At 49.1% G+C, this 25,406-nt stretch carries 22 protein-coding genes and 1 tRNA gene; 13 read left to right on the forward strand and 10 right to left on the reverse strand.

All coding sequences use genetic code 11. The features are described 5' to 3' along the window. Positions 1-29: 29 nt before the first annotated feature. From lpxD to MKQ68_RS24795, 3 genes are all read right to left on the reverse strand, one after another. On the reverse strand, positions 30-1,079 hold the full coding sequence (gene lpxD / locus MKQ68_RS24785) for a UDP-3-O-(3-hydroxymyristoyl)glucosamine N-acyltransferase (RefSeq protein ID WP_264281407.1): 1,050 nt from the start codon (positions 1,077-1,079) through the stop codon (positions 30-32). Positions 1,080-1,171: 92 nt separating this feature from the next. Next, entirely contained in the window at positions 1,172-1,603 is a 432-nt protein-coding gene (locus tag MKQ68_RS24790) for a hypothetical protein (RefSeq protein ID WP_264281408.1), read from the reverse strand. Next, positions 1,600-2,397, reverse strand: a complete 798-nt coding sequence (locus MKQ68_RS24795) for an HD domain-containing protein (RefSeq protein ID WP_264281409.1) — start codon at positions 2,395-2,397, stop codon at positions 1,600-1,602. The genes MKQ68_RS24790 and MKQ68_RS24795 overlap by 4 nt, the downstream gene beginning before the upstream one ends. A 204-nt stretch (positions 2,398-2,601) precedes the next feature. On the opposite strand from MKQ68_RS24795, the gene porX reads away from it, so the two are divergent. From porX to MKQ68_RS24825, 6 genes are all read left to right on the forward strand, one after another. Continuing rightward, positions 2,602-4,155 (forward strand): T9SS response regulator signal transducer PorX, encoded by a 1,554-nt coding sequence (gene porX, locus MKQ68_RS24800; protein WP_264281410.1) that lies wholly within the window; start codon positions 2,602-2,604, stop codon positions 4,153-4,155. A gap of 22 nt (positions 4,156-4,177) precedes the next feature. Then, on the forward strand, positions 4,178-4,510 hold the full coding sequence (locus tag MKQ68_RS24805; protein ID WP_264281411.1) for a hypothetical protein: 333 nt from the start codon (positions 4,178-4,180) through the stop codon (positions 4,508-4,510). Positions 4,511-4,512: 2 nt separating this feature from the next. Then, positions 4,513-5,283, forward strand: a complete 771-nt coding sequence (locus tag MKQ68_RS24810; RefSeq protein WP_264281412.1) for an MBL fold metallo-hydrolase — start codon at positions 4,513-4,515, stop codon at positions 5,281-5,283. Positions 5,284-5,312: 29 nt separating this feature from the next. Beyond that, the gene (locus MKQ68_RS24815; RefSeq protein ID WP_244845392.1) at positions 5,313-6,188 is read left to right on the forward strand and encodes a ComEA family DNA-binding protein; all 876 of its coding nucleotides are present in this window, start codon (positions 5,313-5,315) and stop codon (positions 6,186-6,188) included. Between the two features lie 14 nt (positions 6,189-6,202). After that, positions 6,203-7,345, forward strand: coding sequence for an acyl-CoA dehydrogenase family protein (locus tag MKQ68_RS24820; RefSeq protein WP_264281413.1), 1,143 nt, complete (start codon positions 6,203-6,205; stop codon positions 7,343-7,345). An 85-nt stretch (positions 7,346-7,430) separates the two neighbouring features. Then, positions 7,431-9,056 carry an NADP-dependent glyceraldehyde-3-phosphate dehydrogenase gene (locus MKQ68_RS24825; protein ID WP_264281414.1) on the forward strand — a complete coding sequence of 542 codons (1,626 nt, stop codon included), beginning with the start codon at positions 7,431-7,433 and terminating at the stop codon, positions 9,054-9,056. Positions 9,057-9,287: 231 nt separating this feature from the next. Here MKQ68_RS24825 and MKQ68_RS24830 read toward each other — a convergent pair whose 3' ends face one another. After that, positions 9,288-9,764, reverse strand: a complete 477-nt coding sequence (locus MKQ68_RS24830) for a helix-turn-helix transcriptional regulator (RefSeq protein WP_264281415.1) — start codon at positions 9,762-9,764, stop codon at positions 9,288-9,290. A 572-nt stretch (positions 9,765-10,336) separates the two neighbouring features. On the opposite strand from MKQ68_RS24830, the gene MKQ68_RS24835 reads away from it, so the two are divergent. Continuing rightward, a complete protein-coding gene (locus MKQ68_RS24835) occupies positions 10,337-11,215 on the forward strand; it encodes a cytochrome c (RefSeq protein ID WP_264281416.1) in 879 nt (292 codons plus the stop codon). A gap of 171 nt (positions 11,216-11,386) precedes the next feature. Here the strand turns inward: MKQ68_RS24835 and MKQ68_RS24840 are convergent, their stop codons facing one another. The 5 genes from MKQ68_RS24840 to MKQ68_RS24860 form a co-directional block, all read right to left on the reverse strand. Beyond that, complete coding sequence (locus tag MKQ68_RS24840; protein WP_264281417.1) at positions 11,387-11,578, reverse strand: hypothetical protein; 192 nt, start codon at positions 11,576-11,578, stop codon at positions 11,387-11,389. Between the two features lie 82 nt (positions 11,579-11,660). After that, on the reverse strand, positions 11,661-12,902 hold the full coding sequence (gene clpX, locus MKQ68_RS24845) for an ATP-dependent Clp protease ATP-binding subunit ClpX (protein ID WP_264281418.1): 1,242 nt from the start codon (positions 12,900-12,902) through the stop codon (positions 11,661-11,663). Positions 12,903-13,067: 165 nt separating this feature from the next. Continuing rightward, positions 13,068-13,769: an ATP-dependent Clp endopeptidase proteolytic subunit ClpP gene (clpP, locus tag MKQ68_RS24850; protein ID WP_264281419.1), complete on the reverse strand. Its 702-nt coding sequence runs from the start codon at positions 13,767-13,769 to the stop codon at positions 13,068-13,070. Further along, complete coding sequence (gene tig, locus MKQ68_RS24855) at positions 13,759-15,144, reverse strand: trigger factor (protein ID WP_264281420.1); 1,386 nt, start codon at positions 15,142-15,144, stop codon at positions 13,759-13,761. The genes clpP and tig overlap by 11 nt, the downstream gene beginning before the upstream one ends. 170 nt (positions 15,145-15,314) lie before the next feature. Next, positions 15,315-15,396 (reverse strand) — tRNA-Leu (locus tag MKQ68_RS24860). A 197-nt stretch (positions 15,397-15,593) separates the two neighbouring features. On the opposite strand from MKQ68_RS24860, the gene MKQ68_RS24865 reads away from it, so the two are divergent. The 4 genes from MKQ68_RS24865 (at position 15,594) to MKQ68_RS24880 (ending at position 21,592) form a co-directional block, all read left to right on the forward strand. Continuing rightward, the gene (locus MKQ68_RS24865) at positions 15,594-17,843 is read left to right on the forward strand and encodes a RelA/SpoT family protein (protein WP_264281421.1); all 2,250 of its coding nucleotides are present in this window, start codon (positions 15,594-15,596) and stop codon (positions 17,841-17,843) included. Positions 17,844-18,465: 622 nt separating this feature from the next. Continuing rightward, positions 18,466-19,728 carry an adenylosuccinate synthase gene (locus MKQ68_RS24870; protein WP_264281422.1) on the forward strand — a complete coding sequence of 421 codons (1,263 nt, stop codon included), beginning with the start codon at positions 18,466-18,468 and terminating at the stop codon, positions 19,726-19,728. A gap of 95 nt (positions 19,729-19,823) precedes the next feature. Continuing rightward, positions 19,824-20,276, forward strand: a complete 453-nt coding sequence (locus MKQ68_RS24875) for a hypothetical protein (RefSeq protein ID WP_264281423.1) — start codon at positions 19,824-19,826, stop codon at positions 20,274-20,276. A 110-nt stretch (positions 20,277-20,386) separates the two neighbouring features. Continuing rightward, positions 20,387-21,592 carry an anthranilate synthase component I family protein gene (locus MKQ68_RS24880; RefSeq protein WP_264281424.1) on the forward strand — a complete coding sequence of 402 codons (1,206 nt, stop codon included), beginning with the start codon at positions 20,387-20,389 and terminating at the stop codon, positions 21,590-21,592. Between the two features lie 52 nt (positions 21,593-21,644). Here MKQ68_RS24880 and MKQ68_RS24885 read toward each other — a convergent pair whose 3' ends face one another. After that, complete coding sequence (locus MKQ68_RS24885) at positions 21,645-22,574, reverse strand: TIGR01777 family oxidoreductase (protein ID WP_264281425.1); 930 nt, start codon at positions 22,572-22,574, stop codon at positions 21,645-21,647. A gap of 196 nt (positions 22,575-22,770) precedes the next feature. Between MKQ68_RS24885 and MKQ68_RS24890 the strand changes: the two genes are divergently transcribed. Both MKQ68_RS24890 and MKQ68_RS24895 read left to right on the forward strand, forming a co-directional pair. Next, positions 22,771-24,300 (forward strand): hypothetical protein, encoded by a 1,530-nt coding sequence (locus tag MKQ68_RS24890; RefSeq protein WP_264281426.1) that lies wholly within the window; start codon positions 22,771-22,773, stop codon positions 24,298-24,300. Between the two features lie 15 nt (positions 24,301-24,315). Further along, positions 24,316-25,293 carry a DUF6427 family protein gene (locus MKQ68_RS24895; protein WP_264281427.1) on the forward strand — a complete coding sequence of 326 codons (978 nt, stop codon included), beginning with the start codon at positions 24,316-24,318 and terminating at the stop codon, positions 25,291-25,293. The last annotated feature ends 113 nt before the right edge of the window (positions 25,294-25,406 follow it).

The following is a 25,406-nucleotide window of genomic DNA, read 5'->3' on the forward strand; positions in this document are numbered from 1 at the left end:
TAAATAGCTATAATACTTTCCTGACTAACTTAAACACCTTCTTTTTCGGATAATAGTTGCTTTACCATATCCTCGAGTTCTTTCACTCTCTTTTCCAAATCGGGCAAATTTCTAAAAATTGCCTGACTTTTCAGTGAACTTTTATAGTCGAACGCCGGTGAGCCGGTGAGTGACTTATTCGGATCTGTAATTGATTTGGACAGGCCGCTCTGCGCATTGATCTTGGTGCCATCCGCAATCTGGATGTGCCCAACGATACCTACCTGGCCGCCGATAATACAGTTACGACCAATCTTGGTACTGCCGGATACGCCGGTTTGTGCAGCGATCACGGTATTCTCCCCGATCTCCACATTGTGCGCGATCTGGATCAGGTTGTCCAGCTTAACGCCGTTGCGGATCACGGTAGAGCCCATGGTAGCCCTGTCGATCGTTGTATTGGCGCCGATCTCCACGTAGTCATGTACGACTACGTTACCGATCTGCGGCACCTTTTTATAACTGCCGTCCTGCTGGGGCGCAAAGCCGAAGCCGTCTCCACCCAACACACAGCCGGCATGTAAAATCACATGTTTACCTACGGTACAAAAGTCATATACCTTTACACCGGGGAATACCACGGAGTTGTCGCCAATCTTCACATTGTCGCCCAGGTATACGCCGGGATAGATCTTTACGTTATTACCCAGCACCACGTTCTCGCCCAGGTAAGCAAAAGCGCCTACAAAAACGTTCTCACCCATCTTCACCGAAGCGGGTATGTGAGAGGGTTGTTGAATACCTTTTTTATCACCGGCCATCTGGTTGTACTTTTCCAGCAGCAAGGCAAAGCTGCTGTAAGCGTCTTTCACGCGTATAAGCGTAGGCGTTATCTCACGCTCCACGACCAGACTTTCGTTTACGATTAATATAGATGCCTTGGTGGTGTATATAAATTCTTCGTATTTGGGGTTCGCAATGAAACTCAACAGGCCTTCGCCCGCCTCCTCAATTTTAGCGATGTTGTGTACCTTAACGTCCGGATTTCCTTCCAGCTTACCATTTAAGATGGTAGCCAATTGTAATGCGCTAAACTGCATAATTATAATTTGAATTGTTACCTACCAGGCCATCACCGGATAATATAAACGTAATATATAACATGTTAATTCTTTTATAAAACGCTGTTAGCCTAGATTTTCGGATGACAAATGTAGAATTTTTTTATCGGTATAGCCAATGTCTGGCTGATTAATGCATTATCTATGGACGAAATGTCTTTAAACGTGCCGTCCTTGAAAAGGATGTTTATTTTCTCGTCGGTCATGTTATAGGCCCGCAGCGTCGCGTCATCGCTAAAAACGAAGTAATCCAGTTCTTCCTCTGTAAAGCCCCAGGCTTGCGTCACTTTCTGCTTCAGAACGGTCTCGATTTCCTTATCAAAAGGTTCGTTACTCAGTACAACTTTAAACAACTCCCTGTTTATCAGCATTTTGCTCAGCGTACTCAGTACCCTGTCCGGGTGACCTGCCCAGGCCTTGATCGCGCCCATAACATCGTAATCGTCCAGCAGGCAGAATTGCGTGAGACATTCGGGATCCTGCTCAAACTTGCGCTTATTCACCACGTTGTAGAGGAAATAATGCAGGGCGGGGAGCAAAACACCTCCTGGCCGGCCTGTGCCAGGTGTTTGGCGCGGGAAAGTACCTTTACGAGCATGTTTTCCGCGCTTAATACCGTTTTGTGCAGATATACCTGCCAGTACATCAGGCGGCGCGAAACAATGAACTTCTCGATGGAATAAATCCCTTTCTCCTCAACCATCAACTCACCATGGTGCACGGTCAGCATTTTTATAATGCGGTCGTACCCGATTACGCCTTCCGATACGCCGGTAAAAAAGCTGTCGCGGTTCAGGTAATCCAGCCTGTCCACATCTAACTGGCTGGAAACCAGTTGATGCAGGAATTTTTTATGGTAAATGCCATTAAATATCTCGATCGTGAGCGTAAGCGCCCCGTCCATTTCTTTGTTCAACGCTTCCATGAGCATCCGGCTGATCTCTTCGTGCGACACGCCTTCTACAATAGAATGCTCCAGCGCGTGAGAGTAAGGACCGTGGCCCACGTCGTGCAGCAGAATAGCCATTTTGGCCGCTAATTCCTCTTCCGGGGTGATGTGAATGCCTTTACCCTTTAACTCCGATAACGCGCAGCTCATCAGGTGATAAGCGCCCAGGCTGTGATGGAACCGGGTATGCATGGCACCCGGGTAAACGGTTTGTGCCAGGGCCATTTGGTGTATACGGCGTAAACGCTGGTAGTATGGATGCGATATTAATTTGAAAATCAATGGATGATCGATGGTGATAAAACCATATACCGGATCATTGACAATTTTACGTTTGCGCTCAGTCATTCATTAACTTATTTCGGAAGCGGTACAAAGCTAACGTACTAAACGTTCATACCCCACTTTTTTAATGATATGACGCTTGAATTAGAAAATACCCTCATCGGTTTTTACGTTCTTTAACTTTTTATTAGATGAGTGCGCTGGGAATGGGGAATGGTTTTTGACAAAATTGGACGTAAATTTAAAATCTCATATATAAAATACAGCATGAGCAAAATCAATATACTCTGGGTAGATGATGAAATCGATTCGTTACGGTCGCAGATCATGTTCCTCGAAAACAAAGGTTACCACGTTTCTGCGCTCACCAACGGATACGATGCACTCGACTTCCTGAAGGAGAATATTGTAGATGTTGTACTGCTCGACGAGTCCATGCCCGGCATTACCGGCCTGGAAACGTTGGGTAAGATCAAAGAGATCGACCAGCAGATACCGGTGGTGATGATCACGAAAAACGAGGCGGAAAACGTGATGGATGAAGCCATCGGCTCGCAGATCACGGACTACCTTATCAAGCCGGTAAACCCAAACCAGGTATTGCTCTCGCTCAAAAAGATCATCGATAATAAGCGGCTCGTATCTGAAAAGACGACTACCGCCTACCAGCAACAGTTCCGCGAACTGTTCATGGCCCTCAACGATAATCCCGATCACCGCGGCTGGGCCGATATTTATAAAAAACTGGTGTATTGGGAAATGGAGATGCAAAAGGCAGACTCAGAATCGATGACGGAGGTGCTCAGCTCCCAGAAGGCCGAGGCCAATACGGAGTTTGCCAAGTACATTTCCCGGCATTATGCAGATTGGCTGAAACCCAATGCCAAAGACGCGCCGGTACTGTCCCATACGCTGTTCCGCGATAAGGTGTTTCCGCACCTGGACCCGAACGTACCCAACTTCTTTATCCTTATCGATAACCTGCGTTACGACCAGTGGAAAACCATCCTCCCGATATTTTCCGAGTCGTTCCGCCTGGTGGAAGAAGATACGTTTTACAGCATTCTGCCTACGTCCACGCAATATGCCCGTAACGCGATTTTTGCAGGCCTGCTGCCTGTAGACATCGAAGCCCGCTTCCCCGAGGAATGGAAAAACGATGATGAAGACGGCGGTAAAAATCTCTTCGAGGAAAAGTTTTTTGCCGGACAACTGCAAAGTCTGCGGAAGGATATGCGCTTCTCCTACACCAAGGTGGTGAACCATAATGACGGGCAACATCTCGTGAACAACATTCACAACATGATGAACTTCCCGCTCAACATCATCGTATACAACTTTGTCGATATGCTCAGCCACGCCCGTACGGAAATGGAGGTGCTGAAGGAGCTGGCGAGCGACGAAATATCTTACCGCTCCATTACGGCCAGCTGGTTCGAGCATTCGCCGCTGCACCAGGCGCTGAAGAAGGTGGCCGACAAGAAGATCAATGTCATTGTAGCGACCGACCATGGCAGCGTGCGGGTAAAAACGCCGGTAAAGGTGATCGGCGATAAACAAACGACTACCAACCTGCGGTATAAACATGGCCGTAATCTCAACTACGATCCCAAGGAGGTGTTAGCTTTCCGCGATCCGAAAGATGCAGGTTTGCCAAGGCCAAACGTAAACTCATCTTACATTTTTGCGCGGGAAGATGGATACCTCTGTTACCCGAATAACTATAACTATTTCGTGAACTATTACCGCAATACCTTCCAGCACGGCGGCATTTCCCTGGAGGAGATGATCGTGCCCGTTGCGCGGATGGTGAGCAAATAAGCCTTTTTGTTACATTTGCACCATGAATCTGAAAATCACACCCAATAACCTGGCGAAACTGGAAAAGATTTTCGAGGAGTCGAAGTACCAGATCCGGTACGAGAAAGGCACTTTTATGTCGGGCTACTGTGTACTCGAACATAAAAAGGTGGTGGTGGTGAACAAGTTTCTCACCCTCGAGGGACGAATCAACACCCTGCTCGATATTTTACCGGCCATCCAGGTGGACCGCGATTTTATGAGCGCAGAGTCGCAGAAGTTGTACCAGCAGGTGCTGGATAGTAAAGCGATCGCGGATGCCGAAGAGGAAGCGGCGGCCGCTAACGAAGACGAAAACCCTGCTACACCGGAATAATTGTGAGCATTATCAACGTAACATTTTTAGGAACAGGAACATCGCAGGGCGTGCCGGTCATCGCCTGCCCGTGCGAGGTGTGCGCCTCCCTTAATCCAAAGGATAACCGGCTGCGCAGCAGTATTCTCGTACAATCCGAAGCGGGAAATATCGTGGTGGATACTACGCCCGACTTCCGTTACCAGATGTTACGCGCCCACATGAAACACCTCGAATGTGTGCTGGTGACCCACAGCCATAAAGACCATATCGCCGGCATGGACGACATCCGCGCGTTCAACTACTTTCAGAACCGCCCTATTGATATTTACGCCAGCGACTTTACACAGAATGTGATCATCCGCGAGTTCTCTTATGCTTTTGCGGACTTTAAATACCCGGGCATACCCGAAATTAACCTGCGTACCATACCGGACGAGCCGTTTGAGATCAATGGCCTGCACATCACCCCGATTAATGTGATGCACCACAAAATGCCGGTTACCGGTTTCCGCTTTGGCGACTTTACTTACATTACCGATGCGAACTATATCGCGCCGGAAGAAAAAGAAAAGATCCGCGGTTCAAAGGTGCTCGTGTTAAATGCATTACGTCACGAAAAACATATCTCCCACTTTACCTTGAACGAGGCCATCGAGATCGGCCGCGAGCTGGAAGTGCCGCAGTTATACCTCACTCACATCAGCCACCAGCTTGGTATGCACGACGAAGTAAGTAAGGAATTGCCCGAAGGTGTGGCGCTTGCGTTCGACGGTTTACAAATCGAAATTTAGCAGTACATTCATAGAAATATTGTTAACCCATGCTCAAAAAGTTCATCAGGGATTACCTTGACTTTTCCGCGCGCGAGCGTGCCGGCGTATTGCTGCTTTCTTTTGTTATACTGATACTGTATGCCGTTCCTTATATCACACCGCATTTTCGCGAAGTGCCTGCTATTGATAAAGCTGGTTTTGAGCAGGAGATGGCCGCGCTGATGGCCGCACCGCCCGTACGTGAAGCGGTATTTACACCGGTGGCAGCAACACGTTTATCACCCACCTTGTTCGATCCGAACACCTTATTACTGGAAGGCTGGCAGCGTATGGGCGTGAAGGAACGTACCGCGAAGTCGATCTTAAAGTTCGTGTCGAAAGGAGGCCGGTTCCGGCAGGCGGAGGACTTGCAAAAGATATACACGCTCGATAAAGCTACCTATGAGCAGCTGCTGCCTTACGTGCGTATCGCCGAAAAGAGGGATACGGTGTTTCGTCAACCCTTCGTCGCGCGCATTGGTCCGCAACCGATCGATGTAAACGTGGCCGACTCCGCAGCCTGGGAGCAGTTGCCAGGCGTCGGCCCGGGGTTTGCACGGAGGATCGTGCGCTTCCGGGAGCGGCTGGGCGGCTTCTATTTTATGGAGCAGGTAAGGGAAACCTATGGTCTGCCCGATTCGGTTTTTAATAAAATTCAACCTTTTCTCCGCATAGGTAGCATTTCTCTAAGAAAAATAGATATCAATCATATAGATGAGAAATCTTTAGCACAACATCCATACATCGACACGAAACTGGCGGCCCAGCTTATACGTTACCGTAGTGTTCACGGGCCTTTCGGGGCGGTGGAAGACCTGAAGAAGCTGCCATTGGTGGATGATATTATTTATCGTAAAATTGAAAATTACATCACGATCAATTAAACCTCTTTCCAGTTATGAATTTTGAGCCTACGGAAATGCAACAACAGATCGCGCAGATGATTAGGGACTTTGGAAAAACACACATGTTGCCTCACATTATGGACTGGGACGAAAACCAGACTTTCCCCACCGACCTCTTTAAACGACTTGGCGAGCTTGGCCTGATGGGTGTATTGGTGCCCGAAAAGTACAATGGTGCCGGTCTTGGCTACCTCGAATACGTTACCGTTGTCAGCGAAATAGCCAAGATCTGCGGCGCCATCGGCCTCAGCGTAGCCGCTCATAACTCACTCTGCACAGGCCACATCCTGCAGTTCGGTAACGAAGAACAAAAGCAGCGTTATCTGCCTAAACTCGCCACTGCCGAATGGATCGGCGCCTGGGGACTTACAGAACCCAACACCGGCTCCGATGCGATGAATATGAAATGCGTGGCCAAACAAGATGGCGACGACTGGATACTCAACGGTACCAAATCCTGGATTACCCACGGTAAAAGCGGCGACGTAGCCGTAGTGATCGCCCGCACCGGCGAAGTGCGCGACAGTCACGGTATGACGGCCTTCGTCGTAGAACGCGGCACGCCCGGTTTCAGCGGCGGTAAAAAAGAGAATAAACTCGGTATGCGCGCCTCCGAAACGGCCGAAATGATATTCGATAACTGCCGCGTACCTGCCGCCAACGTGCTGGGCGAAGTAGGCGACGGCTTCATACAATCCATGAAAGTGCTGGACGGCGGCCGTATTTCCATCGCAGCCCTTTCGCTCGGCATTGCCAAAGGTGCGTTTGAAGCAGCCGCGAAGTATGCACAGGAGCGCCACCAGTTCGATAAGCCCATCGCCTCCTTCCAGGGTATTTCATTTAAACTGGCGGATATGGCGACCGAAATTGAAGCGGCGGAGCTGCTTACCATGCAGGCAGCCGATATGAAGAACCGGAAAGTGCCGATGACCAAAGAGGCGGCCATGGCGAAGTACTATGCTTCCGAAGTGGCGGTTAAAACAGCCAATGAGGCGGTACAGGTATTTGGCGGATATGGTTATACAAAAGACTTCCCGGTAGAGAAGTTTTACCGCGATGCGAAGCTTTGTACCATCGGCGAAGGCACATCCGAAATACAAAAAATCGTAATTGCAAGAGAGGCGCTGAAGAAATAGGGAAAACGTTTGCACAGTTTTAATACCGGAGCCGGTGGATTATTCCATCGGCTTTTTCTATCTTACCTGTCTTAATCAGCAACTTATGGAATTTGAAGACCAGTTAAGCCATATCTTCCCCGAAGCAAATGCTATCCCGGAAGCCTTTCGCTTACCCGCCGAAATGCACCAGCGCGAATACCTGGCCGGCGGCGAAATGAAACCCTGGAACGGCGATGTACACACGGTATTATCTCCCATCTGCATACAAACGCCGGAAGGCCTGCAAAGAAAGGTAATCGGCTCTTACCCGCTCTGTGGTCAGGACGAGGCCATGTCGGCCCTGGATGACGCCGAAAAGGCCTATAATAACGGTCGGGGCGAGTGGCCAACCATGTCGGTTGCCGAAAGGATAGGCCGCGTAGAGAAGTTCACCGGCAAAATGATCGAAAAGAAAGACGAGGTGGTAAAACTCATTATGTGGGAAATCGGTAAATCGTATGCCGACTCCGTAAAAGAGTTCGACCGCACCGTGGAATATATTCATGCTACCATCGATGCGCTCAAGGAGCTGGACCGCAAATCTTCCGGCTTCGAACAGGAGCAGGGCATTATTGGCCAGATCCGCCGTAGCCCTTTAGGCGTGGTGTTGTGTATGGGACCTTTCAACTACCCGCTCAACGAAACGTTTACCACGCTCATCCCCGCGCTGATCATGGGGAATACATTACTCTTCAAACCTCCTAAGCACGGTACGTTATTGCACTATCCGCTGCTGGAGGCGTTCCGCACCTGCTTCCCGAAAGGAGTGGTGAATACGATTTATGGTCGCGGTAACGTAATTATTCAGCCGCTGATGGAGTCCGGCCGCATCAACGTGTTGACATTGATCGGTTCCAGCAAAGTAGCGAATCAGCTTAAAAAGATGCACCCGAAGGTAAACCGCCTGCGCGCCATCCTGGGGCTGGATGCGAAGAATGCAGCGATCATTACTGAAAAGGCCGACATCGACCTGGCCGTGCAGGAATGTGTACTCGGCTCCCTGTCTTTCAACGGACAACGTTGCACCGCGATCAAAATCATTTTTGTGCATCGTAAGGTGGCCGACCAGTTCCTGACAAAGCTGTCTGCCGCGATCGAGAAGCTGCCCTTCGGCATGCCGTGGGAAAAAGGTGTAGCGCTTACTCCGCTGCCCGAACCGCAGAAGCCAGCCTACCTGCAACAGGTGATCGAAGATGCTGTGCAGCATGGCGCCAAAATCGTTAATAAACATGGCGGGGCGACCAATGAATCGTTCGTATATCCGGCGGTGTTGTACCCGGTGAACTCCCAAATGAAGTTGTATAGTGAGGAGCAATTTGGCCCGGTGATCCCGGTATTGCCTTTCGACGATATCGAAACGCCGATCGAATACCTGATCGAATCGAGTCATGGGCAGCAGGTGAGCTTGTTCTCGAACAATGCTGCCGAACTGGCCTCCCTCATCGATCCGCTGGTAAACCAGGTGAGCCGCGTGAACATCAATTGTCAGTGTCAACGCGGTCCGGATATCTTCCCTTTCACCGGTAGAAAGGACTCTGCAGAAGCCACTTTGTCAGTTTTTGACGCTTTAAGGGCATTTTCCATCCGTTCCGTAGTGGCTACGAAACAGACGGAACAGAACAAAGCGTTGATCAATAAAATCGTGTCGGATCAGACATCGAATTTCCTATCAACAAAGTATATATTCTAATAAAGTACATGTTAAGGAATGTCACGCTATTTGGCGTGACACTTTCTTTACAAGACAAAAATAATTACATGTTAGTGTGATGGTTTTATGTAAAGAGAACGTTAAATTTGGGTTAATTACTTTCCTTACCAATTTATCAACCTAACAAAACCACGAAACATCGAGAAAAAATCTACTCCAAAAAGAACAGGCTGTAAATTTTTTACAGCCTGTTTTATTTTCAGCGATGTCTTACCGAAGTAATCTCCCCGGGCAAAATCCATACATCTTTTTAAATGCAGCCGAGAAGTGATTAGGCGTACTGTATCCTAACAGTTCCGCAGTTTCGTTTACATTCATATGCTGGCTCATGAGCATATCGCGCGACAATTGCATTTTCAGCTGGTGCGCATAACCGAATACCGTTTGTCCGAAAAGCATCTTAAATCCTTTTTTCAGTTTGAACTCGTTTAACGCGAACTTCTGGCAGAGCAATTTCAGGCTCAAGTCCTCGTCGAGGAAGTGTTGCTGAACATATGCTTTCACGCTGTGCATGGCGGCAATGTCGGCCTGCTTCAGCTGGTAATGAGGGCGGGGGCGCCTGGCCGGTAAGGCCATTTCAGTAAAAAACTTGTAATGAGCGGTGCCGGCATGTAAGTAAGCGTAAGGAGCGGCTGTTTCCGTTTTGATGTTGTTGGCCGTTTCAGGCAATGTTGTTTGGGGCGTCATTGTAAATCCGTTTTACGTATTTGTTAATCCGTTGTACGTACGCGTTGGTGAAGTACGTTGGGGTAATTTTGCGTGTAAAAGTAGCGCGAAATCATGATGAGGAGAATCATAAAATGGACGGGCATTTTGCTGGCAGCCACGCTGCTGCTGATGTTAGTCGCCCGTTTACTGAATTTGTACGCCGGATGGCGTGGCTGGATGAAGCCATAGTCCGCCCTTCTCGGTGTTTCTACTTAATCCGCCAACTATAGCTCATCTACGTAACATCTTTTTGGCAGGAAGAGATAGCGGTTTAAAGTGATAAGCGGTAATAATAACGGATGGTCGGATAAGAGCTGGCCATATCTGAGAAACCCGGTCCAGTGTGCTGCATGCCTGGTAAAACGAATGATTACAGGTGTCAGTGTGTGAGGTGGCGGTCCCGAAAGGGGCCGCCTTTTCTTTAAACATGGCTTATCACTTAAGACGTTAAAATCTGCACTTCGATCCGTTCATCGTACATATTACTCCCCATCACGTACCGGCTACTTCACCGAGGCAGGCTAATTTTGAGCCGATAAAATTAAAACCCCATGATAAGGAAGATTCTCAAATGGACAGGTATTACTGTCGGCTCCATCCTCTTAGTCATCGTAGTGGCCTGGTTAGTCGCTTACATCAGCGTTACCAACCGCCGTAACAAAGTGTATGACGTTAAACTCCGGGAAATACCCATTCCCTCCGACTCCATCAGCATTGCAGCAGGTAAACGTGTATTTGAAATGAAAGGCTGCGGCGGCTGTCACGGCTTTAACCTCGAAGGTCATACGGAGCTCGATGATCCCATGATCGGCCGCTTCTCTGGCCCCAACCTGACCCGCGGTAAAGGTGGTATTGGAAATGACCGTACCGACCGTGACTGGCTCATGGCGCTGCGGCATGGACTTAACAAAGAAGGAAAGACGCTTTTTATAATGCCATCGTATGAATACTATAAACTGTCGGACGAGGACATGGCTAACGTCATTGCGTATATTAAAGCGCAACCGCCGGTAGACAGTGACCTGCCGAAAGATAAACTGGGTCCGCTCGGCATCGTGTTAGCCGCGTTAGACAAAATACCTTTCGCCCCGGCGGAGCAGATTGATCACAAATATGTGGCAAAGGCGGAGGTGAAGAAAGAAGTGTCGGCCGCTTACGGTGAATATCTTGCCATGTCGTGCAGCGGATGTCATAAACCGACGTTTAAAGGTGGCGAAAATCCCGTACCAGGCGGTAAGCTGATCGCTGATATATCTGCCACGGGCAACGTCGGTAAATGGACGCATACGCAGTTTATTAACGCATTGCGCACGGGCAAAACGCCGGAAGGCAAGGAGCTGAAGAACAACGAAATGCCCTGGAAAATGACCGCCACGTATACAGATGAAGAACTTACGGCGCTACATCTATACCTTCAAACGATGAAGTAGTAAGGTTTGCCAAGCTATCAAGGGATTGGAAGGGTAAGCTGGTGCGCTTTTCTAAGAAGAAATAACCTTGCTGACAGCATGCTGCCCCGGGCGCTTGCTGAAGTTGATCAGGTGCCTAAACGCAAAAGGGGCTGACCATAAGTAATGGTCAGCCCCTTTTGCATTAAGTTCTTAGGCCAGGAAGTCGTCGTCCTTATCCTGCTTAGGCGTGTTCGCCAGGCCGCTGAACCAGGTGTCTACGTTGCCTGCCAGCATTGGCGGCAGTTTGCTTTTTACGAAGTCTTTCACAGCTTCGATCGCCTGTGCCGCTTGTTCAGCCGATACACCGGCTCTTTCCTGTACTTGTTGAATCAGTTCCTGCATAGCCATTCGTTTTTGGGTGTTTGTAAAAAACAAATGCCGGTATAGCCGGCATTTGTGTGGTATTGATAACGTTGAATCGTGTTTATGCTACTTTCAGTTTCACCAGGGTGCTTTGCTCCAGTTTTTCCTGTGCATAAGCGCGGGTGAGCGTAAAAGAGGTTTCGTTGCTGGATGGCAGTTCGAACATTGCATCGCTCAGTACTACCTCGCAGATAGAACGTAAACCACGGGCACCGAGTTTAAACTCCATGGCCTTGTCTACGATATAATCCACCGCATCATCGTCCACTTCCAAAGCAATACCTTCGACCTTGAAGAGTTTGCGGTATTGTTTTACCAGCGCGTTCTTAGGAATGGTAAGGATCTGTTTCAGCGCGTCTTTATCGAGGGAGTTGAGGTAAGTAACTACCGGCAACCTGCCTAACAGTTCGGGGATAAGGCCGAAGTTTTTCAGGTCCTGGGAGTTGACATAACGAAGGATGTGTTTCTTCGCATCCTCCTCTCTTTCCTTGTTCACGTTGAAGCCGATAGAATGTGTTTGGATACGGCGGCTGATGATACGGTCGATGCCGTCGAAGGCACCACCGCAAATAAACAGGATGTTCTGTGTATTTACTTTGATCAGCTTTTGCTCCGGGTGCTTACGGCCGCCTTGTGGTGGCACCAGCACTTCTGTGCCCTCCAGCAGCTTCAGCAGGCCTTGCTGTACACCTTCGCCGCTAACGTCCCGGGTAATGGACGGATTGTCGCTTTTGCGGGCAATTTTGTCCAGCTCGTCGATGTAAACGATGCCGCGTTCTGCCGCTTCTACGTCGTAATTACACACCTGTAACAGGCGGGTAAGAATACTTTCCACGTCTTCACCTACGTAACCGGCTTCGGTAAATACGGTAGCGTCTACGATGGTGAAGGGAACGTTCAACAGTTTGGCGATAGATTTCGCCAGCAGGGTTTTACCTGTACCGGTTTCACCTACCATGATCAGGTTGGATTTTTCGATCTCCACCTCATCGTCACCTACCTGCTGGTTCAGCCTTTTATAGTGATTGTACACGGCCACAGCCATGATCTTTTTCGCATCGTCCTGCCCGATAACATAGTCATCGAGGAACTTTTTGATCTCTACAGGTTTAGCTACTTTCGGCACGAAGTGGGAAGCGGCGGCTTTTTTACTGCCTTCCTGGTGAAACAGTTCCTGTTCTATGATCTCCTGGGCGTTTGCCACGCAGTTCTCACAAATATGCCCGTCTGCGCCCGCAATCAGTATTTGCACCTCATCTTTGGAGCGGTTACAGAACGAACATCTGATCTTGGAATCTTTCATCTAATAGTTTTTAAAATGGACCCCGGTGGGGTAGCTTACAAAATTAAGCTTTTTTAAGTTAGGTACCTGTTAAAATGGCAAGTGTTATGCCAGCTGCAGGTACTGGTACAGGGTGGGGGAGCCCTTAATAAAAAAGTCCCGGCTCAACACCGGGACTTTTCAATATTACTGCGGGTTTTCAGCCGCTTTTTTTCTTGGATTTTTGTCGAGTACGTCATCGATGATGCCGTATTCTTTTGCTTCGTCAGCCGTCATCCAGTAGTCGCGGTCACCATCTTTCTCCACTTTTTTAACGGGCTGGCCGCTGTGGGAAGCGATGATCTCGTTCAGCTCTTTCTTCAGTTTGATGAACTCACGTGCAGTGATCTCGATGTCTGAAGTCTGGCCTTCTGCGCCACCGTGAGGTTGGTGAATCATCACACGTGCATGTTTCAGCGCGGTGCGTTTGCCTTTGGTGCCTGCTACGAGCAGTACAGCGCCGAAAGAGGCGGCCATGCCGGTACAGATAGTGGCAATGTCAGGCGTCACCAGCTGCATGGTATCGTAGATGCCTAAACCGGCATAAACGGAACCACCAGGGCTGTTAATGTACATCTGAATATCACGCGTACGGTCTGTTGATTCGAGGAACAGCAACTGGGCGGTAATTACGTTAGCGACATAATCGGTAACAGGGTCACCCAGGAAAATGATGCGGTCCATCATCAGCCTTGAAAATACGTCCAGCTGTGCGATCTGCATCGGGCGCTCTTCGATGATATAAGGAGTCAGCGAGTTGATCTGGTGTTTGGCGTAGCTGTCAACCACCAGGCTGCTGATGCCACGGTGCTGGATGGCGTATTTTCTAAATTCGTTATTAATGTTCATGATGGTGATGTTTATGAGGCAATTTTACAAATTCTTCTGCAGTGATATCCTCGTTTTTCACTTTCACCTTAGTCTCCGCCCAATCAAACAGCTTGGTGGTAATCATTTCGCGGTAAGTCTGGTCAACTTGTTTTTCGTCCTGTAACAGACGCTCCATGTAGCTGTCTAACCATTCCGGGGCTTCGCCGGTGGCGCCGCCAACCTGGCCAAAGTAGCCCATGATCTTGGCTTTCATGTTATCTTTCAGTTCGTCGAAAGATACTTCCAGTTTATTATCGCGGATCAGTTTGTCGCTGATGAGTGTCCAGCGCAGCTGATGGTCGAAGTTAGGGTATTCAGCGGCTGCTTCTTCAGCAGTCTTCGGTTTTTCGCCGCCGGTTTGTAACCAACGCACCAGGAACGCTTTAGGCAGTTCGATCGGTGTTTCGTGCACCAGGGTCTCGAACAGGTCGTTGTGCATGTGGTTCTTTGCTTCCTGCGCCCAGTATTTCGCCATCTCTTCTTTCAGTTTCGCACGGAAAGCTTCTTCGGTGGTGATATTCTGGCCGGGGTAAACTTCGTTAAAGAAAGCTTCGTTCAGTTCTTTTTTAGTGATCAGGCCAACTTTAGTGATGGCGAGGGTAAAGTACTTTTTCGCTGCGTCTTTATCGGCGGCATCCAGGCCCAGGTCCTTCAAAATCCATTCCAGTCTTTCGTTATCGAAAGCTTTAGACAGTTGGATGGTGATGGTGTCATTTGCCTTTTTGCCCTGCAGTTTCTCCTGGATAGCTGCGGTGAAATTCTTAACGAGAAGGGTGTTCTCCTTTTTGATACCACCTTCTGTCAGGGTTCCTTTTGAGTCTGACTCATCAAATGTAACGGTTATTACGTTATCTTCTGATGTAATGCTTTCTGGTTCGCTCATCTCGCCACCTTTGAGGCGCATACGGTCGATCTCCTCGTCCAGCATTGTATCCGTAACCGTTACGTTATACTTGGTGAGCGAAGTTTTTGCCAGCAGCGGATCTACCTCGAAAGAAGGTTTCAGGCCCACCTCGAAATCGAAGTTGTATTCAGCAGGAGCGTTGTGATCAAAGTTTAAGGAATTGGTTTCCAGAGGAAGCGGTTGACCGAAAATCTCAAGTTTCTCTGTTTGCAGGTAGCCAGTCAGCTCTTTCTCTACAGTCTTGATAACCTCGTCGGCGAAAATAGCCTGACCGTGCATCTTTTTAACCATGCCGGCAGGTACCATGCCCTTACGGAAACCAGGAATGTTGGCTGTTTTAGTAAAATGCTTTACAGCCTTGTCAAAGTTCGGAAGATAGTCTTCCTGGCTCACTTTCACAGTGATCTTATCATTCAATAAACCAATGTTTTCTCTGGTTACAGTTGCCATTTTGTTATATGATATTAATAATTAAAACACGTGTTTTATTTCAGGCCGGTGATACACCTTGCACGAAGATTGTGCCATGAGCCTGCAGAGAGGAATGCCCTGCCGTTTTAGCAGGCTAAAGCGCCCTGCCCCGCTTTTTTGGGGCGAATTTGGCATGAAAACTGAAAAAGTGCGGGTGATAGGACTCGAACCTACATGCCGTGAAGCACCAGATCCTAAGTCTGGCGTGTCTACCAATTTCACCACACCCGCATGAAAAGAACATACCCCCATTTAAAGGGTTTGCAAAGGTATTCTTTTTTGGGAATTATAAAAATAATTACAACGCGCCCGAAATCATTGATTAATAACGGCGTTTTTCGTAATATGTAGATGCATTTATCTTCACCGGGATTACTGTAGAAGTGTACAAATGGAACCTTTACAGAACTTTCGTAATTTTGATACGTATGGATACAGCGGTTGTTAAAAAATATAATCTCGACGAAGAACAGGAAAAAAAAGAGATCGTTCGCCACTACCGGGCCCTCATGCGCGCCCTTAAACCCCGTTTCAATAAAGGAGGCGACCGCGAAGCAGTACGTACCGCCTTCGAAATGGCCGCCGACGCCCACCGGCACATGCGCCGCAAGTCCGGCGAACCTTACATCTTCCACCCACTGGCCGTAGCCCAGATATGTGTGGAAGAAATAGGCCTCGGCGTACGCTCGGCCATTTGCGCCCTGCTGCACGATACGGTAGAAGATACGGAGTTAACGCTGGAAGACGTAGACCGCGAGTTCGGACAGGAAATCGCCCACATCGTGGATGGACTCACCAAGATTTCCACCGTAATAGACTCCAACAACAACTCCAGCACCACTACGGCCCAGGCCGAAAACTTTAAAAAGATACTGCTCACCCTGGCGGACGATCCGCGGGTGATACTCATAAAGCTGGCCGACCGTATGCACAATATGCGTACGCTCGACAGCATGGCGCGCGAAAAACAGCTGAAGATCGCATCTGAAACGGTGTTTATATACGCCCCACTGGCGCACCGTCTTGGCTTGTATAACATCAAAAGCGAGATGGAAGACCTGGCCATGAAGTACACGGAGCAGGAAACGTACCGCGAGATCGCCAAAAAGCTGAAGGAGACGAAACGTGAACGTACGCGCTATATCAACGAATTTATTAAACCTATTAAGGAAGTATTGCAGGAGGAGGGGTTCAACTTCGAGATCTATGGCCGGCCCAAGTCGATTCACTCTATCTCCCACAAGATAAAAACCAAGGGCGTGAAGTTTGAAGAGGTGTACGACCTCTTCGCCATCCGCATCATCATGGATAGCGCCATTGAAAAGGAGAAGTCCGACTGCTGGAAGGTATATTCGATTATCACCGACTTTTACCACCCCAGCCCGGAACGTACGCGCGACTGGCTCAGCAACCCGAAAAGTAACGGCTACGAGGCGCTGCACGTAACGGTAATGGGCCCCAGCGGTAAGTGGGTGGAGGTACAGATACGTTCCAAACGTATGAACGAATACGCCGAAAAAGGCGTGGCCGCACACTGGCGATATAAAGAAGGCAGCAATACCGTACAGGAGTCGAAGTTCGACCAGTGGTTCACACAGATCCGCGAGATACTGAACAACCCGGATTCCAATACACTGGACTTCCTGGCCGACTTTAAAAGTAACCTTTTCACCGAGGAGATCTATGTATACACCCCGAAAGGCGACCTGCGTATACTGCCGGTAGGCTCTACCACGTTGGATTTCGCCTATTCGATCCACTCCGCGGTAGGTAACAAATGTATTGGTGCCAAGGTGAACTATAAACTGGTGCCGCTCAGCCATAAACTGCGAAGCGGCGACCAGGTAGAGATCATTACCACCAACAAACAGAAGCCGTCCGACGACTGGTTGAACTTCGTGATTACAGCGAAAGCCAAAACCAAGATCAAGGACGCCCTGAAGGAAGAGAAGCGCGTGGTGGCCATGGATGGTAAAGACCAGCTGGAGCGTAAGTTCAGCCACCTGAAGGTGCCCATGAGCCAGTATAACATTAACGAAGTAACGCAGTACTATAAGCAGCAATCCCCGCTGGACCTGTACTACCAGATCGCCGTGAAAAACATCGATTTGTCGGACCTGAAGAACTTCAGCGTACTGGGCGACCGCCTGGACCCGCCGAAGCCCGTTAAGGTCGTAGAACAGCCGCAGGTAGAGGATTCCAACAGCAAACACCTTAAAAAGGATGCAGAGCTGATCATCTTCGGCGAAAGCTCCGACAAGATCGCCTATAAGCTGGCCAACTGCTGCCGCCCCATCCCGGGCGACGATGTATTTGGCTTCGTAACCGCGAGCGAGGGCCTTAAGATCCACCGCACGAACTGCCCGAATGCCGCGCAGTTATTGGCGAATTACGGCCACCGCGTAGTGAAAACCAAGTGGGTAAAGAACCGCGAGATTTCCTTCCTCACCGGCCTTCGCATCATTGGTATGGACGATGTGGGCGTGATTCACAAGATCACGAACATCATTTCCGGCGAACTGAAGGTGAACATTGCCGCCCTCACCATCGAAAGCCGCGAAGGCCTCTTCGAGGGCAGGATCAAGGTGTTCGTGCATGACAAGGAAGAGCTGGAAGAGCTGCTGCAGCGCCTTAAAACCCTGGATGGTATACAGGCCGTCACCCGCTGGGAAGAATAACAATTTGCCATAATGGAAGGGCGGGACCGAAAGGTCCCGCTTTTTTTAGCCATCTTCAGGAGCCTTTCCCGGCCGCCGTTGTGTCACTCACTGCATCTGCCGGTCCTTTCCCGGGCTATCTCATGCATCCTTTCGGGGACGCCTGCTGCCAACGCCCCGTATCGGTAGTGAGGGCGGCAAGTTGATGGTAACCGGCAGTAGAATTGTCGGAGAATCGCCTAATTAGTAGAGGGGAACTCCAATGTAAGTCCAATGTAAGTCCAATGTAAGTCCAATGTAAGTCCAATGTAAGTCCAATGCGAGCGTTATGTAACTGTCCCGTCCTAAAATAGGTTTACACCCGTGTGAGGTAATCCGGATTAAGGTTTACACCTGTATTTGTTAATCCGTATAGAGGTTTACAGTTTGTCGCGTCCCGAGATAGGTTTACACCCTGGCGAGATAAACCCGGACTTAGGTTTACACCCTGGTGAGGGGAGTGACCACCGTTGAAGGGTGTGACACAACGGCGGTTGAGGGGAGGGCCGCTGCTGGTGCCCAAAAAATACTTCTCCTTTTGCAGCTTTCGCTTATTTTTGCCTTTCTTTTTAAAACCGCAAGAAATATTAAATCTTAAATTATCATGGTAGATGTATTGTTAGGTCTGCAATGGGGCGACGAGGGCAAAGGCAAGATCGTTGATTACTTTGCAGGCAAATATGACGTGATCGCCCGTTTCCAGGGTGGCCCGAACGCAGGGCATACGTTGTATGTTGAAGGCCGGAAAATCGTATTGCATACCATTCCATCCGGTGTTTTCCACTCCAATACCATCAACCTGATAGGCAACGGTGTGGTACTCGATCCCGTAACTTTCAAGAAAGAGTGCGAGAAAATTGCTGCCGAAGGAGTCGATCTGAAGAAAAACCTCTTCATTTCTGAGAAAACGCACATCATTGTTCCCACGCACCGCGCGCTGGATAAAGCTTCCGAAATCGCTAAAGGCCATGAAAAGATCGGTTCTACGCTGAAAGGCATTGGTCCCGCTTACATGGACAAAACCGGCCGTAACGGTATTCGTGTAGGCGACGTAATGGCACCTAACTTCGAAGAGGCTTACAACAAACTGAAAGCGAAACACCAGCAACTGCTGTCTAATTACAGCTTTGATGAGGATATTACCGAATGGGAAAAGGAATTTTTCGAGGCGGTAGAGTTCCTGCGTACCATGAACGTGGTAAATGGCGAATACTTCCTGAACAAACTGCTGAAAGAAAATAAAAAAGTACTGGCAGAAGGCGCCCAGGGTTCTATGCTGGACGTTGACTTTGGTACTTATCCTTTCGTAACTTCCTCTAACACGATCTCTGCGGGCGTTTGTACCGGTTTGGGTATTGCTCCCCAGTGGATCAAAGGTGTGATCGGCGTAACGAAGGCATATTGCACCCGTGTAGGTAGCGGCCCGTTCCCAACAGAACTGGAAGATGCGACAGGCGAAACACTGCGCCAGGTAGGCGGGGAGTTTGGCGCTACAACCGGCCGTCCACGCCGTTGCGGTTGGATCGACCTGGTGGCCCTGAACTATACCTGCATGCTGAGCGGCGTTACGGAACTGGTAATGACCAAAAGCGATGTATTGGACGCGTTCGACGAAATTGAAGCATGTGTGGCTTACGGGATCGACGGAAAAGAAACGAAAGAACTGCCTTTCCAGCTTAACGGACTGGATATCAAGCCGGTGTTGAAGAAATTCAGCGGCTGGAGCGAAAAGACGGCAGATAGTAAAAGCTACAGTGATTTGCCAAAAGAAATGAAAGAATTCCTGATATTCGTAGAGGAATACCTGGGCATACCTGTGAAGTTCGTGTCAAACGGCCCTGGCAGAGACCAGATATTGGAAAAGTAAGTCAAAAAAGTACGAAAAAAATAGGGCAAAAAAAATTTGGCTAAACAAAAATTCTGTTAAAACTTTACGTCAGAAACATATAAGTTACACTCATTATGAAATCAAAATCTGATAAAGAAAAAGAGACCAAGAAACCTACTTCGCCTAAGCCTGCGCCGGCTAAGAAAGCGGCTGAAAAGCCAAAGAAGGAAGTAGACGAGGATGAGGACGACGAGGACGATGAGGAGGAAACTCCAAAAAAGTCTGCTGCTTCCAAAAAATCAGATAAGTCCGCCTCTAAATCACGTAAAAAAGACGACGGTGACGACGAAGATGAGGAAGATGATGACAACGATGAATTAGGTGATGACGAGGATGATTCATGGGGTAAGACGGATGACGACGACTATGATCCCGACTTCGAAGAGTTTGACATGCCGAAGGCTAAGGCTAAACGCGGACGTCCCAGCACCAAAAAGGGTGACGATGACGATGACCTGGGTATTGACGACGAGTTTAAAGACATGTTCAACGATCGGTACGACGACGACGACGACGATGATTTTTAATCATTAAAAGATAGGCTATCAGGACGTTCCATAAATTTCCCGTAGACAACCTGACCGTATTTAAACAACAAATGTTGAGCTGGGGCAACCGGTTCAACATTTGTTGCTTTTTGGACAGTAATAAGTACGAATTCCCGTACAGCGAGTATGAAGCCATACTGGCCGCCGGCGCTGTCGCTAACATCAGTTGCGATGCCGGCAATGCCTTTGAGACCCTACGCGATTTCCATAATGAGCACCAGGACTGGCTTTTCGGCCACTTGTCCTACGACCTCAAAAACGAAACCGAAGCCCTCACTTCAGAGCTCCCCGATTTTAAGAGTTTCCCTGACCTGCATTTCTTTGTGCCGGATATTCTCCTTTTCGCGCGTAACGGCGAAGTGGAAATAGGCGGGCATAATGTGAACCGTAAGTTCGCCAACTCTATCTATGAAGACCTTTTAGCGCTGAACCCTGAAAAGGAAGGCAAAAAGGAAAAACTGCCACCGTTGCAGTTGCGCGTTACTGAAAATTATTACCTGGACGCGGTGAAGGCCATCCAGGAACATATTGCCAAAGGTGATTGCTATGAACTTAACTTTTGCATTGAAAGTTATGTGCAGGGCATTACCCTGAAGCCGCTGCCGCTGTTTAACCAGCTGAACGAAGTATCGCCGGCGCCCTTCGCCTCTTACTACAAGAACGAAGACCAGTTCCTGCTATGTTCGAGCCCCGAGCGGTTCCTGAAAAAGAAAGGCGACCAGCTGATATCGCAGCCGATCAAAGGCACGATCAAACGGCTGGACGATCCTGAGGCAGATGCCGCCGCCGTAAAGGCGCTGGAAAACAGTCCTAAGGAACGTTCGGAGAACGTAATGATCGTAGACCTGGTGCGCAACGATCTTGCACACACGGCGCTACAGGGTACGGTGAAGGTGGAGGAGTTATGCGGCGTGTATTCGTTCCCGCAGGTACACCACCTTATATCGACCGTTACCGCTACGCTCGATAAACAGTTTCATTTTACCGACGCCATTCGCCACGCTTTTCCCATGGGATCGATGACGGGCGCGCCGAAAGTAAGGGTGATGGAACTGATAGAACAGTATGAAAAAACGAAGCGGGGCCTGTATTCCGGCTCTGTAGGTTATATTACCCCCGAGGGCGATTTTGACTTCAATGTGGTGATCCGCAGCATCTTGTATAATGCGGATAGCCTTTACCTCAGCTTCCAGACGGGTTCTGCGATTACTACTTACAGTGATGCGAAGCAGGAGTGGGAGGAGTGTTTGCTGAAGGCTGCAGCCATGCGTAAGGTGTTAGGCTACGAGGAGTAATGTAGTTTCTTATGATAATGACGGCGTATACATTCACTTGTATGCGCCGTTTTTATTTCGACACACTTAACAGCTGCTCCATCGCCTTGTCGATTTCCGGGTAGGAGAACTGGAAACCCGTTTGCTGGATCTTTTCGCTGGATGCTTTTACGCTCTTTAATACCTCGACGCTCATCTCGCCCAAAGCGATCTTTAACGCGAAAGACGGCACAGGTACAGGGATGAAGCTTTTGCCTTTGGCAGCGTGGGCCATAGCCATTACCAGGGTTTTATGCTTCACAGGCACAGGAGCCACTGCGTTATAAGCGCCGGCGTCCAGGTCGTTATTAACGATGGCATTGAAGTATAACCGAACCATGTCCTGGATATGTATCCAGCTGATATATTGTTCGCCACTACCCAGGATAGTAGCGAAGCCGAAGCGGAGTGGTTTGTAAAACTCTTTGAGGGCGCCGCCGTCGCGGCTTAATACGATGCCCGTACGCAATATCACCACCTTCTTACCCAGGCTTTGTATCTGCATCACACTCTTCTCCCAGGCCTGGCAAACCTTGCCCAGGAAGTCGTTGGCGGGTGCATCTGTTTCGCGGAAAGGGCGGTCGGCATTGGTGGTTTCGCCGTAGTAGCCGGTGGCCGACGAGCTGATCACCGACTTCACCTTATTGGGTTGCTGCTTTAACTGCTCGTACAGGAAGTTGCTGCCTTGCACGCGGCTGTCGAGGATCTGTTGTTTATAGGCGGCCGTCCACCGGTGGTCGGATACGCCGGCCCCGGCAAGGTGTACGATATAGTCGGCCTGTTGCAATACGCCTGCTTCGAGGGTGCCTGCGGCCGGGTCCCACTGGGCGTAAGACAATTGAGGATGATCGGAATAGCCGGGTTTACGTGTGAGAATAATCACCCGGTAGCCACGCTCGAGCAGGAAAGATGTGAGCGCCCTGCCTACCAGTCCTGTTCCTCCGGTAACCAATATTGTATCCATGCCAGTGCTGTCTTTTTAAAATTTTAACTAAAAGTACACAATAAAATCCCAGCTTTGGAATTATACAATATGTGTCCACGTATAATACATTTAAAGGAATAGCCTTTGCAGAACGTAAATTTTCGTGTAGGTTTGGTTGTGGAAGAACCTGTGAAATGTAAGGACCTATTTCCCCGTATCATAAAACAAACTCGCAATGCGCAGCTTATTTCGTTTACAGTTGGTCGCCCTGCTGCTTTTTGCCGGCACGGTGTCGGCACAAAAGGTCACCTATTCCGAACCGGAGAGAGACGATTACAAGACGACCGAATTTGAAATCCTTGGCAAAATAGGGGGCAATATCCTGGTATATAAGGCTGACAGGGGAGATTATAACATTTCGGTGTACGATAACGCCATGCAGCTGAAAGACCGTGTGAAATACGATTTTCTTCCCAAGAAGCTGATTACGGTTGACTTTGTGGGTTATGCCAACAAGGCGCTCATGATTTATCAGTTCCAGCGCCGGGATGTCGTATACAGTTTCTGTGCACGCATTAATCCGGACGGGCAGTTTGACAAGGCGCCCATCATGGTCGACAGCACCCACATCGGCAACTATACCAAAGACAATAAAGTGTACTCTGTAGAGGTGTCGGAAGATAAAAGCCGCATCATGGTGTACAAGATCAACCAGGACAAGGAAGATAATCACGTGTTTTATACCTTCCTGTACGATAGCGCTTTTGCCCTGGTGAACAACAGCCGGTTATCGCTGCCGATGGAAAGCAAGAAGAGCTTTCTCAGCAACTTTAACCTTACGAACGAGGGCGACCTGGTATTTACCAAACTTGAGCGCACCACCAACCGGGATTATATCCTGAATGGCAACCTCGTCCTCAAGCGCCCTACCATCGATTCATTCGAGGTAGTGCCGTTTGAACTGAAGAACGTGATGCTCGATGAGGTGAAAATGAAGCTGGACAATCCTGACAAACAGGTGCTGATCACCGCTTTCTACTACAAACAGAAGCGCGGCAACGTAGAGGGACTGTACATCAACCGCATGGATTACGCCAACCGCAAGCTGATGATGGAAAAGATCTCCCCCTTCAGTAATGAGCTGAAGGGCAGCGCCAGGGGCGAGTCTTCTACTGCAGCCGCGTTCAACGATTACTTTATCCGCAAGATCGTGAACACGAGTGATAATGGCTTCCTGCTCACCGCTGAGTCTTACTACACCTCCAGTCGTTACCAACCCTGGAACCGCTGGAACTACCTGTATGGCGGCGGTTATCCTTACGGCGGTGGCTGGGGCGGTTACTCTCCTTACTATTCACCTTACTCTGGTTATTACAACCCGATGTATTGGAACGACCAGCAGGGTACGCGTTACCACTATGATAACGTAGCGGTGCTGTCGTACAATGCCGACGGCGAGTTAAGCTGGAGCAACTTCGTAAACAAAGAGCAATTCGACGACGGGGCCGACCTTTACCTGAGCTACATGCTGGTAAACGTGGGCAGCGAACTTCGTTTCCTGTTTAATACCCTCGACCGCAGAAATTATGTGCTGACGGAAAACGCGATTGGTCCGGATGGTAAGATCAACCGTATGCCTACCCTGCGCAACCTCGACAAAGGCTTTATCTGGATGCCCAGGTATGGCAAGCAGATAGGTGCGCGTACGGTAGTGATACCAACGATTTACAGGAATTATATTTGCTTTGCAAAAATTGAGTTTTAATCACACCTTTGCATTGTGATAAGATTTTTCCGCTCGGGTAATCCCCTGACAGTCTTACTGTTACTGGTATATACCATCGTTATCAAGTTTTACTATATCCTCAAGCCGCAAACTTACCTGGCAGATGGGAGTGAGGGCTTGTTATACCGGCTGTTTACGCAGTGGCTGGATGGCCTTGTGGATAAGAGTCCCGGCTTTTATACCATGCTGGCGCTGGTACTGCTGTTTTTGCAGGCCTTACTGGTAAACCGTATCGTAAACCACCACCGGTTGTTTTCGAAGCCGAACCACCTGCCGGCGATGTGTTACCTGTTGTTCACCTCGCTGTATGCCGGCTGGAACATCTTTAGCCCGGCTTTGCTCGTAAACACGATCATGCTCTGGATCATTTCCAGTATTACCGAACTGTATAACCGCTCATCCGCCCGCGACGTATCCTTCAATATTGGATTTGCGCTGGGTATTGCGGGGTTGATATATCCTCCTGCCGTGCTGTGCTGCGCGCTATTGTACGCCGGTTTACTCACCATGCGGGCCTTTCGCCTGGCGGAGTGGATCATCGCCTTATTAGGTCTTATTTGCCCTGCTTACCTCCTGGGTACCTGGCTGTTCCTGACAGATCGTAACGTGCTGGACGTGTTGCCGCACCTGGGGCTGGAAATGCCGGTGATCAACGATTATAAAGTGTGGGGTGCGCTCATCGCCAGCTTGCTATTCTTCGCGCTCGGCTGGCTGTTGTTGCAGCGTACCTTTAAGAAAATGCTGATCCAGGGCCGTAAAATCTGGTCTGTACTGGCTATTTACGTGATCATTGCTATGCTGGTGCCCTTTTTCAGCCTGCATTTTTCGCCCGTAAACTGGGTGCTGGCGCTTTTGCCGCTGTGCCTTTTTGCGGGAAATGTATTTTGGTCGATCAATCATAACGGGTTGGCAAATACCGGCCATTTTATCGTGCTGGCGTATGTGATCGTGATGCAGTATTTCAGCAGCTGATTTGGGCTATGTTGGGATAAATGGCGGCGTTGGCTACGCTTTGGCTATGCTGCAAAATGTTAAAACGGGATGAATGGTGAAGGAAAATTCCCGGGATAGAAGTAAATTTGTAA

This window comes from Chitinophaga horti (assembly GCF_022867795.2).
Taxonomy (GTDB): Bacteria; Bacteroidota; Bacteroidia; order Chitinophagales; family Chitinophagaceae; genus Chitinophaga; species Chitinophaga horti.

What these genes read in the sequence shown, in the direction of transcription:
- MKQ68_RS24885 (WP_264281425.1), bottom strand. Translation starts at nt 22,574, where the DNA reads ATGGATACAATATTGGTTACCGGAGGAACAGGACTGGTAGGCAGGGCG.
- MKQ68_RS24840 (WP_264281417.1), bottom strand. Translation starts at nt 11,578, where the DNA reads ATGCAGGAACTGATTCAACAAGTACAGGAAAGAGCCGGTGTATCGGCT.
- MKQ68_RS24795 (WP_264281409.1), bottom strand. Translation starts at nt 2,397, where the DNA reads ATGACTGAGCGCAAACGTAAAATTGTCAATGATCCGGTATATGGTTTT.
- MKQ68_RS24830 (WP_264281415.1), bottom strand. Translation starts at nt 9,764, where the DNA reads ATGACGCCCCAAACAACATTGCCTGAAACGGCCAACAACATCAAAACG.
- MKQ68_RS24805 (WP_264281411.1), top strand. Translation starts at nt 4,178, where the DNA reads ATGAATCTGAAAATCACACCCAATAACCTGGCGAAACTGGAAAAGATT.
- porX (WP_264281410.1), top strand. Translation starts at nt 2,602, where the DNA reads ATGAGCAAAATCAATATACTCTGGGTAGATGATGAAATCGATTCGTTA.
- tig (WP_264281420.1), bottom strand. Translation starts at nt 15,144, where the DNA reads ATGGCAACTGTAACCAGAGAAAACATTGGTTTATTGAATGATAAGATC.
- MKQ68_RS24890 (WP_264281426.1), top strand. Translation starts at nt 22,771, where the DNA reads ATGCGCAGCTTATTTCGTTTACAGTTGGTCGCCCTGCTGCTTTTTGCC.
- MKQ68_RS24820 (WP_264281413.1), top strand. Translation starts at nt 6,203, where the DNA reads ATGAATTTTGAGCCTACGGAAATGCAACAACAGATCGCGCAGATGATT.
- clpX (WP_264281418.1), bottom strand. Translation starts at nt 12,902, where the DNA reads ATGAAAGATTCCAAGATCAGATGTTCGTTCTGTAACCGCTCCAAAGAT.
- lpxD (WP_264281407.1), bottom strand. Translation starts at nt 1,079, where the DNA reads ATGCAGTTTAGCGCATTACAATTGGCTACCATCTTAAATGGTAAGCTG.
- MKQ68_RS24875 (WP_264281423.1), top strand. Translation starts at nt 19,824, where the DNA reads ATGAAATCAAAATCTGATAAAGAAAAAGAGACCAAGAAACCTACTTCG.
- MKQ68_RS24870 (WP_264281422.1), top strand. Translation starts at nt 18,466, where the DNA reads ATGGTAGATGTATTGTTAGGTCTGCAATGGGGCGACGAGGGCAAAGGC.
- MKQ68_RS24815 (WP_244845392.1), top strand. Translation starts at nt 5,313, where the DNA reads ATGCTCAAAAAGTTCATCAGGGATTACCTTGACTTTTCCGCGCGCGAG.
- MKQ68_RS24825 (WP_264281414.1), top strand. Translation starts at nt 7,431, where the DNA reads ATGGAATTTGAAGACCAGTTAAGCCATATCTTCCCCGAAGCAAATGCT.
- MKQ68_RS24865 (WP_264281421.1), top strand. Translation starts at nt 15,594, where the DNA reads ATGGATACAGCGGTTGTTAAAAAATATAATCTCGACGAAGAACAGGAA.
- MKQ68_RS24835 (WP_264281416.1), top strand. Translation starts at nt 10,337, where the DNA reads ATGATAAGGAAGATTCTCAAATGGACAGGTATTACTGTCGGCTCCATC.
- clpP (WP_264281419.1), bottom strand. Translation starts at nt 13,769, where the DNA reads ATGAACATTAATAACGAATTTAGAAAATACGCCATCCAGCACCGTGGC.